This is a genomic window from Bartonella sp. P0282 (genome assembly GCF_048452985.1).
GTDB classification, from domain to species: domain Bacteria; phylum Pseudomonadota; class Alphaproteobacteria; order Rhizobiales; family Rhizobiaceae; genus Bartonella; species Bartonella choladocola.
Window position 1 is genome coordinate 33,037 of the sequence record NZ_WTFO01000003.1, and the last position, 13,027, is coordinate 46,063.

Genomic DNA, 13,027 nt, shown 5'->3' on the forward strand with positions numbered 1-13,027 from the left:
CCTCGCCTGAAAAGAGGGTTAAGCATTTGTTTTAAAATGCCATCTGTTTCACATGTCATTGAAAAACCGGACACAAATCGAGCGGATAACGCAAATAGACCACCTTGAACAGTCGATAAAAGTTTAAAACCAAAGCTGAACGAAAAAGGCTATATCGCTTTTATCGGCCATAATGCCATGACAATTCAAGGTCGAATAAAACAGACTTTGTGACTCACAGCGATCGCATCGGCTTTGACCGAAAATCGGCACATATTTTTCTGCCAATCATGGAAGCTGACAATCATGGAAAATGAATGATGATATTTTCCTGCCACTTGAAGAAGAGGAAGCCCGCCCTAACCTTTTTTAATAAAATTTGCTCGTATTAAAGGAGACATTTATGCACGACGCAAGTGTGGGTTGGATTGCCGCCATCATTATTGGCGGGTTGGCCGGTTGGGCAGCCAAAACTTTTATGAAAAGTAATACCGGCCTTATTGTGAATATCATTCTCGGCATTGTCGGCGCGTCACTGGCGAGTTTCTTGTTCAGCCTTTTCGGTGTGACTTTTGCCGGTGGTTTCGGATATTTGATTTCCGGCTTTATCGGGGCCTGCATTCTTATCTGGCTTGGCCGGTTGATCCGTTCGTAAAGTTTCACGAAATCAAACCCCGTTTCGTAAATCCCGTTTCGCAAACGCCGTTTCGAGGTGAACAAATAGTTTGCCAAAATCATAAAACATAAAAGGCACCCGTTCAGGGTGCCTTTATGCTTTCAAAGCGAATTTCAAGTGCTTTCAAAGTGAATTTTGACAAAAATGCTTTCTATACCCATGCGCTTTTTATGCCAAAGTGCTTGTTTAAAAAGTACCGGTTTGAAAATTCCGGTTGTTCCCGAAACGGAAGATAAACCTTCGACCTTATTTCAGTTTTTCACGAATGGCGCTACCGGCTTTTGCAAAATCCATCTGCCCGTTATAGCGTTCTTTCAGCCAGGCCATGACCTTGCCCATATCACGCAGGCTTTCTGCGCTTGTGGCCTCCAGTGCCTCGGAAATTGCCTTATCAACTTCGCTATCGTCCAATTGGCGGGGCAAAAATTCGCGAATAACATTGATTTCGTCACTTTCGGCTTTTGCCAGTTCCGGCCGTCCACCTTCGTTATAAAGTTTAACCGATTCCTCACGTTGCTTTATCATTTTGGCGAGAATGGACTGCAATTCAGCGTCATCAACGGCGGGCTTTCCCTCGCCACGATTGGCAATATCGCGGTCTTTGACGGCTGCATTGATAAGACGAAGGGTTGAAAGGCGGGCTTTATCATGTTCCTTCATAGCAGTTTTCAACGCATTGTTAATGTCATCACGCAACATGGTTCTGTTCCCTCCTGTGGAAATTTGTCTTGGTCTACAAAATCGCTGTCGTTCATGCAATGGAAAGCATTAAAAATAATGGAAAAAGCCATGAAAAAGACTTCTATTGCTCTTTACCTTGCCGAGCAAAGCTCCTATATCACAAACCTTAGCCGAAGATTGGAAAACTCGAACGCCCAGCAGATGCCATTTGCTTGCGGCTTTTTAGTGCGAACAATAAACGCGCCGTTTTAAACCAACGTTTAATTGAGAGTGAGCGATGACTAATACAACAAAAACGACTTTACCTTGGGGCACCACAAAACCCACTGCGCTTTTGGTATTAGCAGACGGAACCGTCATTGAAGGTAAAGGTTTGGGTAGAACAGGTTCCATTGAAGCGGAAGTCTGCTTCAACACTGCAATGACCGGATATGAGGAAATCCTCACCGATCCTTCCTATACCGGCCAGATTGTAACATTTACTTTCCCGCATATCGGTAATGTCGGCGCCAATGCCGAAGATATAGAAGATCTGACACCGGCACAGCGCCATGGTGCTGTGGGTGCTATTTTCAAAGCCGATATTACCCACCCCTCGAATTATCGCGCTGCAGAAGGTCTTGACAAATGGCTCACCCAGCGTGGCATCATCGCTCTTTGCGGCATTGATACACGGGCATTAACCTCGTTTATTCGCGAAAACGGCCTTACCAATGCGGTGATTGCCCATGACAAGAACGGCGTTTTTGATGTCGAGGCTTTGAAAGAACGCGCTCGCAAGTGGAGCGGGCTCGTCGGGCTTGACCTTGCAAAGGATGTAACCGAAGGCCAAACATCCGAATGGGATGAAACGCCATGGGTATGGAATGAAGGCTATGGTCACGAAAAGAAGAAAGATATTCACATTGTTGCGGTCGACTATGGCGTAAAGCGCAATATTCTGCGCCTGCTTGCCGGACTTGAAGCACGTGTCACCGTCGTTCCTGCCAAAACCACGGCTGAAGAAATATTGGCATTGAATCCCGATGGCATTTTCCTGTCGAATGGTCCCGGTGATCCGGCAGCAACAGCCGAATATGCCGTTCCGATGATTAAAAAGCTCGTCGAGACAGGCATTCCGATGTTCGGCATTTGCCTTGGTCACCAATTGCTTGCTCTGGCAATGGGTGCAAAGACCGTCAAAATGCATCAGGGACATCATGGTGCAAACCATCCGGTTCAGGATAAAGAAACCGGAAAGGTGGAAATTGTATCCATGAACCACGGCTTTGCGGTTGATGCAAAAACCCTTCCCCAAGGTGTCGAAGAAACGCAAATCTCGCTGTTTGACGGTTCCAATTGCGGCATCCGGCTTGTCGGCAAGCCCGTCTTTTCGGTGCAACAGCACCCTGAGGCTTCGCCCGGTCCACAGGACAGCCATTATCTGTTCCAGCAATTTGCAAAAATGATCCGCGAACATAAAAAAGCGGCATAATTGGTGAAACGATAAGCTTCTGTTCAACTTGTTGGCGGTTTCATAAAAGCGCAGAAGTTCCAGAGTTTTAAAAACCCGCAACTTTTTGCGGGTTTTTTATTATCCATTTAGCGGGTATTTTTAATCGTGTTTTTTAAAAAACGCGTTGCAAACGACCACATGATATAGCCTATGTTACGGTGGGCAAAATGCGGCTTTTTTTGAGCCGTCATGTTTAAACCGGAACACGGGGCGCATAGCCCCAAAAAAATTCGCATAAAACGCGCTATCCGCTTTTGAACACGCCACCTGTTTTCTTGAAAAAAATGGAAAAACTCCGTCAGGTTTTTTATTTTTCCCGATGATCGTCAAGTTGATATGTTGTCAAACGCGGACTTTTATCTTCACGAACAAAAAAGCCGAAAACCAGAGTTGTTGCGAGCAACACGAAAAATGCGGTTGCACAAGGGGCGCCGGCAAATTTGAACGGTGCTGTGTCGCTGGTGAAATAGCTGAAAATCGACGTATAGAATATCGGCCCGATCATCGACGTGATGGAGGTTATTGATGTCAAAGCGCCTTGAAGCGCACCTTGCGCATTGGCTGGCACTTGGGAAGAAGCAATCGAGCGCATTGGCACGTGGGCGATATATTCCGGCATAGTGAAAAGGAAAACGACATAAAGCATATAACCTTCAAAGGCGAAGGTGTAACCGACCATGCCTACAAGCGCAAAGAGAAGCCCGACCATAGAAATTTTCCAGTTGCTCAAATGCCTTGTCATATAAGGTAAAAGCAATCCCATCACTATGCATTGTCCGATGCCAAAAACACCATAGGCAAAACCGATGGAAAATTCACTCCAGCCATAACGTTCTTTGGCCATAAAAGCCAAAGTTGAAGGCCAAACCGCTTCTGCAAGCCAATAGAGGAAGAAAGCAAAAGCAACCCAAAGCACAGTCGGATAATGCCGCAATTCCAGCAATGCGCCAACCGGATTTGCCCTTCTGATGTCAAAGGGGCGGCGTAGTGACACCGGCAAGGTTTCAGGCAACATATACATGGCGAAAATGAAATTGACGAACGACAATCCGGCCGAGAAATAGAAAGGAATGCGTGGCCCCATTTCTCCCAGAATGCCGCCAATCAATGGCCCCAGAAAAAAGCCGACCCCGAATGCAATGCCAATCAGACCGAAATTGCGTGTGCGGGTGTTATCGTCGGAAATATCGGCAAGATAAGCCGAACAGGTGGAAAAACTGGCACCGCTTATACCGGCAAGAATTCTGCCGATAAAAAGCATGGAATAGCTCCACGCAATGGCGCAAATAAAATTATCGATCGCAAAAGTGATAATGGATAATAGTAAAATTGGCCGTCGGCCGAAACGGTCGGAAAGATTGCCGATAAAGGGAGCAAACAGAAATTGCATGGTCGAATAGACCATGAGCAGAAAACCGCCATCAACCGAAGCGCGGCTAATGCTATCGCCGGTCAATTGGCTTAAATATTCCGGCATAACCGGCACAATGATCGCAATGCCGATAATATCCAGTAACAGCGTGATGAAGACCAGAACAAGTCCCTTGTGAACAAATTTTGCATCGAGACTTTGCGACATAACGAGTTTCCGTGCTGCTTTTAAAAAGCCTAATAGGCCGAATAATCGGGCAAGAAAAGCCAAAAGATGGATAATAAAGCCATGAACATGTAAATTTTTAAAACCGGTTATATTTGCCAATAACTGTTTCTGATAGTTTTACAACCAAAATCCGGATTTGACGCCCCTATCATTCACAACCGGTCATCATTCACATTATGTCAGCAGTCATAACATGTGGAAGCACTCTTTTGGCTATGTAGAAATAACAATGGGGAGAGGGCGACCGCCACGACTGGCAATGATCGCTAAATGACTATCTATTTGTGCTTTTTATATTTGCTTTGAAAAATTGACCCCCGAACATAAATCAGGCAAAGAACAACACTCGCAACAGTTTTGAAAGCAGGATTTGAAACAACATTAAGGCAGGGTTGAAACGGCACGGCTAGACTGTTCCAAATCCTGCCGGAATGATTTAAATTCGCCATAATCTTTCAAAAATGGTCACATGATTCCATTTTACCTGATTGGTAACCGGTTTTGAAAGCATTCACTCTTTGTGCGGAAGTGCCATGGGTAAAACTATCCGGCACTACATAGCCTTGGGTCTGTTTTTGCAGCGTATCATCGCCGATTTTTGCCGCCGCATTCAATGCCGCCCCGACATCGCCTTCTTCCAATAGCCCGTCATCTTCTGTCGAATGTGCCCACACACCGGCATAACAATCAGCCTGCAATTCCGTTTTCACCGAAAGCGCATTGGCAGTCGAAGTATCGGCGCCTGCCCTCGCTTTATTCATCCGGTCAAGAACGCCGGTCAAATTCTGCACATGGTGGCCGACTTCATGCGCAATAACATAAGCTTGGGCAAATTCCCCCGGTGCGCCGAAATGGGTCGCCAGTTTGTCGAAAAATTCGTCATCAAGATAAAGTTTCCGATCGGCAGGGCAATAGAAAGGGCCGACGGCTGCCGTTGCAAGCCCGCATGGCGAATCAATCGCGCCGGAAAAACGCACGAGTATGGGGGGCTTATATTTGGCATTATGCCGACGAAATATATCACCCCATGTATCTTCGGTTTCGGCAAGAACCGTTGCGATGAACCGGCTGCGCCGGTCATTTGTCTGTAACGGTGTTTTCGTTCCCGATGACGCACTATGTTCGTTCACCAGCGCGCCATCACCGAACAGAAAACGTGTCGGACTATAGCCGAAGAAGCTAAGCCCCAGAAAAATAACAGCAAGAATGAAAATTCCCTTGAAACCGCCACGCGACAATAATGCAAAACCGATGCCGCTCAAACCTGTGCGAAAAACCGGACTTGCACCACTATTTTCTTCGCCACGACGATCTTCAATATTGTCGCTTTGTCTGCCACCTTCCCACCGCATAAGCCACTCCTCACGCTTACTTTATTAAAGAGCATATAACTTCCTCCTCCAGGAAGAGAAGGCTCCCGCCCTTAGTAAAGCAAAAAAAATTAGGAAAAGCAAAATTTAGGGGGTTACTTTCACGCCGACTTTACCTATAAGGCAGGCTTAGCCTTAAAAAAAGAAATGTTGAACCTGCCAGTTTTTTCCTGCGCGGGTGTTTGCGATAGGATGCAGCCATGCCAAAACGCACAGATATAAAATCCATTCTCATCATCGGTGCGGGGCCTATTGTTATCGGTCAAGCCTGCGAATTCGACTATTCCGGAACGCAGGCCTGTAAAGCCTTGAAGGAAGAAGGCTACCGGATCATTCTGGTCAATTCAAATCCGGCAACAATCATGACCGATCCCGATCTTGCCGATGCCACTTATATCGAGCCTATAACACCGGAAGTTGTTGCCAAAATTATTGCCCGCGAAAAGCCGGATGCACTGCTTCCCACTATGGGCGGGCAAACTGCCTTGAATACAGCTTTATCGCTAAAACGTATGGGTGTTCTCGATCGTTATAATGTCGAGATGATCGGGGCCGATGCCAAGGCAATCGACAAAGCCGAAGACCGTGCATTGTTCCGTGAAGCCATGGCAAAAATCGGTCTTGAAACACCGAAATCCATGCTTGCCAATGCAACCGAAATCAAGGAAGAAGATCGCAAACGCCACGACGCAATGCGCGACAAGCTCAAGGCCGAGCTTGAAGGTGACGAGCTTGATAAAGCACTCGAAAAACTCGAACATGATTGGCATTTGGGTGAAGGCGACAGAAAACAGCGTTATATTTCCCATGCAACCGGTAAAGCCGGTCAAGCTCTCGATGTTGTGGGACTTCCTGCAATTATCCGCCCGTCTTTCACCCTCGGTGGAACCGGTGGCGGCATTGCCTATAACCGTTCGGAATTTTATGAAATTATCGAACGCGGGCTTGAAGCTTCGCCAACCACAGAAGTTCTCATTGAAGAAAGTGTTCTGGGTTGGAAAGAATTCGAGATGGAAGTTGTTCGCGACAAAAAGGACAATTGCATCATCGTCTGCTCGATCGAAAATCTTGACCCTATGGGCGTTCATACCGGTGACTCGATTACAGTCGCACCGGCTTTGACTTTGACCGACAAAGAATACCAGATGATGCGCAATGCCTCGATTGCGGTTTTGCGCGAAATCGGTGTCGAGACCGGCGGTTCCAACGTGCAATTTGCAGTCAATCCGGAAAATGGCCGTTTGATTGTGATCGAAATGAATCCGCGTGTTTCGCGTTCTTCCGCCCTTGCCTCGAAAGCGACCGGTTTTCCGATTGCCAAAGTTGCCGCAAAACTGGCTGTCGGCTACACATTGGACGAATTGGAAAACGATATTACCGGCGGAGCAACACCGGCTTCGTTCGAGCCGTCAATCGACTATATCGTTACCAAAATTCCGCGTTTCGCCTTTGAAAAATTCCCTGGTGCTTCGCATACTTTGACCACGGCGATGAAATCGGTTGGTGAAGTTATGGCAATTGGCCGTACTTTTCAGGAATCTTTGCAAAAAGCCTTGCGCGGGCTTGAAACCGGCTTAACCGGTCTTGACGAAATCTCTATTCCCGAACACGCTGAAGGCGATGAGAAAAATGCTATCCGTGCCGCTATCGGCACACCGACGCCTGATCGTTTGCGCTTTGTTGCGCAGGCTATGCGCATGGGGATGCCATTAAACGAAATTCACCAGATCAGCAAAATCGACCCGTGGTTTCTTGAACAGATTGCCTCGATTGTCGACATGGAACAGCGTGTGCGCGAACAAGGCCTGCCGAAGGATGCGGAGAATTTCCGTATGCTTAAATCCATGGGCTTTTCAGACGCGCGGCTTGGCAGCATTACCGGTCTTGAAACCGAAGAGGTTACAAAAGCGCGCCATGAACTCAATGTAAAGCCGGTTTATAAGCGCGTTGATACATGCGCTGCCGAATTTGCTTCACCGACTGCTTATATGTATTCGACCTATGAAGTGCCTTTCGCCGGTAAAATGCGTTCGGAAGCCGATGTTTCCGACAGGAAAAAGGTGGTTATCCTTGGTGGCGGCCCTAACCGTATCGGACAAGGTATCGAGTTCGATTATTGCTGCTGTCATGCCGCTTTTGCACTTCATGATGCCGGCTATGAAGCCATTATGGTCAATTGCAATCCGGAAACTGTCTCGACAGATTATGATACATCCGACCGGCTTTATTTCGAGCCGTTGACTGCCGAGGATGTGCTTTCAATTCTCGAAGCGGAAAAAGAAAAAGGCGAACTTGTCGGTGTTATCGTCCAATTTGGCGGGCAAACCCCCTTGAAGCTTGCAGCCTCGCTTGAAAAGTCCGGCATTCCGATACTTGGAACCTCGCCCGATGCTATTGATCTCGCAGAAGACCGAGACCGTTTCCAGAAACTGCTCATCAAGCTTGATTTGACGCAGCCTAAAAACGGCATTGCCTATTCGGTCGAACAGGCGCGCCTTGTTGCCAATGATCTGGGCTTTCCGCTGGTTGTGCGCCCGTCTTATGTGCTTGGCGGCCGCGCCATGCAAATCATCCATGACGAACGCAATTTGCAATCCTATCTTCTCGACACTGTTCCCGAACTGGTTCCCGAAGAAATCAAGGCTCATTACCCGAACGACAAAACCGGCCAGATCAATACACTTCTCGGCAAAAATCCTCTTCTTTTCGATACCTACCTCACCAATGCAATCGAGGTTGATGTCGATTGCCTGTGCGATGGCGAAGATACTTTCGTTGCCGGTATTATGGAACATATCGAGGAAGCCGGTATCCATTCGGGTGACTCGGCCTGTTCGCTCCCCGTTCACACATTATCGCCTGAAATCGTTGAAGAGTTGAAACGCCAGACAATCGAGCTTGCCAAAGCGCTTCATGTTGGCGGTTTGATGAATGTGCAATATGCCGTCAAAGAAGGCGTTATCTATATTCTTGAGGTTAATCCGCGCGCTTCCCGTACCGTTCCTTTTGTTGCCAAAACAATCGGACGGCCGATTGCCAAGGTGGCTGCCCGTGTCATGGCCGGTGAAAAGCTCGAAAAAACAATCAATTATTATGGCGGAAGACCAAAAGCCCAGAAAAAACCGCATATTGCTGTGAAAGAGGCTGTTTTCCCGTTTGCCCGCTTTCAGGGCGTTGATACCTTGCTTGGACCGGAAATGCGTTCAACCGGCGAGGTCATGGGGCTCGACTACAGCTTTGCTCTTGCTTATGCCAAAGCGCAGCTTGGTGCAGGAAATGATTTGCCACGGGAAGGAACACTTTTTGTGTCCGTCAAGGATGATGATAAAACCCGCGTCCTTGGCGCTGTCAAGCGCATGGCAAAACTCGGTTTTTCCATTCTTGCAACAACAGGAACACAAAAATTTCTCGAACAGCATGGCGTGAAGGCCAAGAAGATCAACAAGGTTCTCGAAGGTCGCCCGCATATTGAAGATGCTATTCGCAACCGTCAGGTGCAGATTGTTTTCAATACAACGGATACGGCAAGTGCAATTTCTGATTCAAAATCGCTGCGTCGCGCGGCTTTGATGCAAAAGGTTCCCTATTACACGACAATGTCGGGCGCTATATCGGTTGTTGACGCAATAGAAGCTTTGCAGAATGGCACAATTCAAGTGCGTTCGCTGCAAGAATATACCGAATAATCGTCTGGCCCACGGCAAAAGCATAACTTGCCGTGGGCTTATTCATTTCTCCACCCCATCCCGTGTGCTGGCCTTCAAGCCATCAAGCCCGAAGGCCTACCCTGTTTTAGCTGCCACGGGGTGAAAACACTTCTCGATCGGGCTTAACCATCACTCTTCCATTTCCAAGTGCCTGCCTTCAAGCCATTAGCCGCCTGCCTTCAAGGCATTAGCCCCTCAAGCCCTGACCTGTTTCAACTTTCACACGACAAAAACACTTCCTGATTGAGCTTATCTATTCCCGCAGCCAATCATATGAGCCTGCTTTCAAGCCGCCAGGCCTGAAATAACTTACGGATTTTACCGGAATGAACATTTTTATCCGGCTCATTCTGGCACACAACTTTACGTGGTTTATTTAGCCACACAACAGACTTTGCAACGTTTTATGCTTTTCGACCGGATTGCTCAGCGCCCAAGAAATGACTGCGCCGCTAAACAAAATTATCCCGCCCCCGCCAGTCATGAGCGCAATTCCGATTCTTGCAACAAATAGCTTTCAAGCTTTTATAAGCACATTTCTGAACAGCTTTCGTGTTACCGGCTCATTCCGGCACACAACTTTACGCGGTTTATTTTGCCACACAACAGACTTTGCAAAGTTTTATAATTTTCGACCGGATTGCTCAGCGCCCAAGAAATGACTTAGCCGCTAAACAAAATTATCCCGCCCCCGCCAGTCATGAGCGCAATTCCGATTCTTGCAACAAATAGCTTTCAAGCTTTTATCAGCACATTTCTGGACAGCTTTCGTGTTACCGGCTCTTCATCTCGCGCACTATGAGAAATGGGGAAAGGGAAAATGCGGAAAGTGTTTCTATCGCATTGCTTTACTTATCATTTCTGCCACCCCCAACCTTTTACGTGCCGATCATTTGCAACGTCCCGACTATTTTCAACGTGCCGATCGCTTTCATTGTGCCGATCGCGTTCGGCGTGCCAACCCCCTATGAAGTGCCGATCGCATTTGATGCGCCAATAATTTCCACTTCGGTTTAAAGCGATTATCACTTCTGCTTCACCCTAAAAGCCGTTTTGGCTGAACCCTACCCGACTTGCCCCTCGCCGCCATAATCCTGCCCCACACATGCCCGCCTTAAAATAACGGGTCTCATGAGCGACATTGTCACGTTTTATGTTTCTTTGATTCAATATTTTCTTAAATTTTTTTAAAGCTAAAAAATTTTAAAATAACAAACTCACCCAGTTATTTTTAATAAATTATTTTATTTCATTATGAAATAAAATTAGCATCAATATTTTTTTGAATAATATTTTCATTATTGCGATAAAATAAATAGTATATTTTTTATTTTTTTACTTCTTTTACGCCGTCTAATATCCCGTTATCTATTATATATTCAATTGTTATTTTTCAACAAACAAAAGCAAAATTCGGCCACTTTTATAAGTTTTATAAATGAACTTGATAATTTTGGTAAATTTTAAATTTGCGCTTTTGATAAAAGATGATATATATAGTCATGTTTTATTCCGAGGGTTAAATTATGAATTTAAACAAACTAATTCTGGCTGCTTCTTGCACTCTGTTTGCAACACCGGCTTTGGCTGTCGAATATCCGATTGGCGAACCACAGCACTGCGGTGGCCTTGAGATTGCGGCTGTTTATCTGCAGCCGATCGAAATGGAGCCGGAGGGCATTATGCTTGCGGCTGCGAAGTCCGACATCCATCTGGAAGCGGATATTCATGCGACAGAGGATAATAAGAACGGTCTTCCGGAAGGCGCATGGGCACCCTATCTTCAGGTTTCATATGAATTGACCAAAGAAGGTGCAAAAGAGCCTTTGAGCGGTCATTTCCATCCTATGGTTGCCAATGACGGCCCGCACTATGGCGAAAATATCAAGCTTGATGGTGCTGGCAAGTATCATTTGAAATACACCATTTTGCCACCTTCAAAAGAGTCCATGTTCGGACGCCATGTCGATAAAGAAACCGGCGTTGGCCCGTGGTTTGACAAATGCGTTGTCGAATATGACTTCACCTATGCCGGTACCGGCAAAAAGGGTGGCTATTGATTGTTATGACCGGCAGTCAAATTCTGCCGGAAATAGTTTCGGGATAAGTTTCCAGTCAATCTTATCCCCAAAGATCGAGACCTGTTTGTAATGTCGGGGTTTACTTTCGATCATCCACCATTAGAAGTAACCCCTCCGAGCAGACCGGCCGTTGTGACCTCCACAGCCGGTCTTGCTTTTTAGCGGGGATTTTTTGGTTCTCTGGAAAGTAAACCATTCATTCCGGAAAGCTCGCTTTGGTTCAAAAAAGGGTTTTGTTATGCGCGCAATATTGGTTTTGCTGTTTTGTCTGTTTCCCCTCTTTGCCGGAGCCGACGAACTTTCGCTTTATAATGTGACCATCAAAGATGGTGTATTTGAACCGCAATCAATTGAAGTTCCGGCGGGACAACGTTTCAAAATTTCGGTTAAAAATATCGGTTCTGGGCCGGCCGAATTTGAAAACCTGTCAATGCGCGTTGAAAAAGTTTTAGGCGCAGGCGTTGAATCATTTGTTGTCATTCACCCGCTCAAACCCGGCAGTTACCATTTTATTGACGAATTTCACATGGATATGGCCGGTTTCGACATTAACGTAAAATAGGAGAGCAGACAAATGGGTGCACCTCTTTTCATCGTTTGGCGTGAAAGTATCGAAGCGCTACTCGTTATCGGCATCCTTTATACGTGGTTGCGGCGCGAAAATCTTTTAACGCTTAAAAACCGTTTGTGGGCGGGAACTGCATTAGGGCTTGTTCTTGCCGGAATTCTCGCCATTCTGTTTTATGTTGCGGGCACATGGTTTGCAGGCCCCGGCGGAGAATGGTTCTTCACCGCTATGATGGCCGTGGCCGCCCTTCTCATTATGCAAATGATCGTCTGGATGCACCACCACGGCGCTTCAATGAAACATACTCTGGAACGTGAAGCGGCCGAAAGCCTGCAATCTTCCGGCGGATTCGGTATTATGCTCCTTGCAATGATTGCCGTTGCCCGTGAAGGCTCTGAAACAGTGGTGTTTCTTGCCGGTGTCGGAGCCCAACAAAATGGCTCTTCGCTCGGCATGTTCATTCTTGGTGGTGTGCTCGGCTTTATTCTGGCACTTTTCACTTTCTGGTTGTTGCAGAAATTTTCCAAAATCATCCCGTGGAGATGGTTTTTCTTGGGAAGTGAATTTGTCCTTCTCCTCATCGGTGGCGGTTTGTTGATTACTGCCTTTGACAAAGCGGCAGCCCAGATTTCGGCTTATGATTTACCCGAATGGCTCTACAGCTTTATGGATGATCCGCTATGGAGCACAAGCTGGCTTATTCCCGATAACAGCACATTGACAGGACTGACCGGCTACCATGCGGAACCGTCTTTGATGCAAGTCGTTGTATTGGCAGTTTACTGGATTGCAGCCATTGTTCTTTGTAACAGGAAGCCTGCCAAAACGGCGGTTCGCCCCCCATTGAAAGTTACCTGAAACCGATTTTTT

The 13,027-nt window shown here is 46.8% G+C and carries 10 protein-coding genes; 7 read left to right on the plus strand and 3 right to left on the minus strand.

Going from position 1 to position 13,027, the window contains the following annotated elements; all coding sequences use genetic code 11:
* The first annotated feature begins 382 nt into the window (after positions 1-382).
* Positions 383-634, plus strand: coding sequence for a GlsB/YeaQ/YmgE family stress response membrane protein (locus GQS64_RS09210; RefSeq protein WP_077992894.1), 252 nt, complete (start codon positions 383-385; stop codon positions 632-634).
* Between the two features lie 267 nt (positions 635-901).
* Here the strand turns inward: GQS64_RS09210 and GQS64_RS09215 are convergent, their stop codons facing one another.
* Positions 902-1,354, minus strand: a complete 453-nt coding sequence (locus GQS64_RS09215) for a GatB/YqeY domain-containing protein (RefSeq protein ID WP_077992896.1) — start codon at positions 1,352-1,354, stop codon at positions 902-904.
* Positions 1,355-1,613: 259 nt separating this feature from the next.
* Between GQS64_RS09215 and carA the strand changes: the two genes are divergently transcribed.
* Complete coding sequence (gene carA / locus GQS64_RS09220; protein WP_198231377.1) at positions 1,614-2,810, plus strand: glutamine-hydrolyzing carbamoyl-phosphate synthase small subunit; 1,197 nt, start codon at positions 1,614-1,616, stop codon at positions 2,808-2,810.
* A gap of 328 nt (positions 2,811-3,138) precedes the next feature.
* Here the strand turns inward: carA and GQS64_RS09225 are convergent, their stop codons facing one another.
* Together GQS64_RS09225 and GQS64_RS09230 are read right to left on the minus strand one after the other, a co-directional pair.
* Entirely contained in the window at positions 3,139-4,410 is a 1,272-nt protein-coding gene (locus GQS64_RS09225) for an MFS transporter (RefSeq protein ID WP_198231655.1), read from the minus strand.
* A 476-nt stretch (positions 4,411-4,886) separates the two neighbouring features.
* Positions 4,887-5,783 (minus strand): neutral zinc metallopeptidase, encoded by an 897-nt coding sequence (locus GQS64_RS09230; protein ID WP_198231378.1) that lies wholly within the window; start codon positions 5,781-5,783, stop codon positions 4,887-4,889.
* Between the two features lie 218 nt (positions 5,784-6,001).
* Between GQS64_RS09230 and carB the strand changes: the two genes are divergently transcribed.
* The 5 genes from carB (at position 6,002) to GQS64_RS09255 (ending at position 13,015) form a co-directional block, all read left to right on the plus strand.
* Entirely contained in the window at positions 6,002-9,487 is a 3,486-nt protein-coding gene (carB, locus tag GQS64_RS09235) for a carbamoyl-phosphate synthase large subunit (protein WP_077992908.1), read from the plus strand.
* Positions 9,488-10,278: 791 nt separating this feature from the next.
* Entirely contained in the window at positions 10,279-10,479 is a 201-nt protein-coding gene (locus GQS64_RS09240; RefSeq protein WP_198231379.1) for a hypothetical protein, read from the plus strand.
* A 555-nt stretch (positions 10,480-11,034) separates the two neighbouring features.
* Positions 11,035-11,568, plus strand: a complete 534-nt coding sequence (locus GQS64_RS09245; protein ID WP_077992912.1) for an iron transporter — start codon at positions 11,035-11,037, stop codon at positions 11,566-11,568.
* A gap of 259 nt (positions 11,569-11,827) precedes the next feature.
* Positions 11,828-12,151 (plus strand): cupredoxin domain-containing protein, encoded by a 324-nt coding sequence (locus tag GQS64_RS09250; RefSeq protein ID WP_077973587.1) that lies wholly within the window; start codon positions 11,828-11,830, stop codon positions 12,149-12,151.
* Between the two features lie 12 nt (positions 12,152-12,163).
* Positions 12,164-13,015 carry an FTR1 family iron permease gene (locus GQS64_RS09255; RefSeq protein WP_198231380.1) on the plus strand — a complete coding sequence of 284 codons (852 nt, stop codon included), beginning with the start codon at positions 12,164-12,166 and terminating at the stop codon, positions 13,013-13,015.
* Positions 13,016-13,027: the final 12 nt, after the last annotated feature.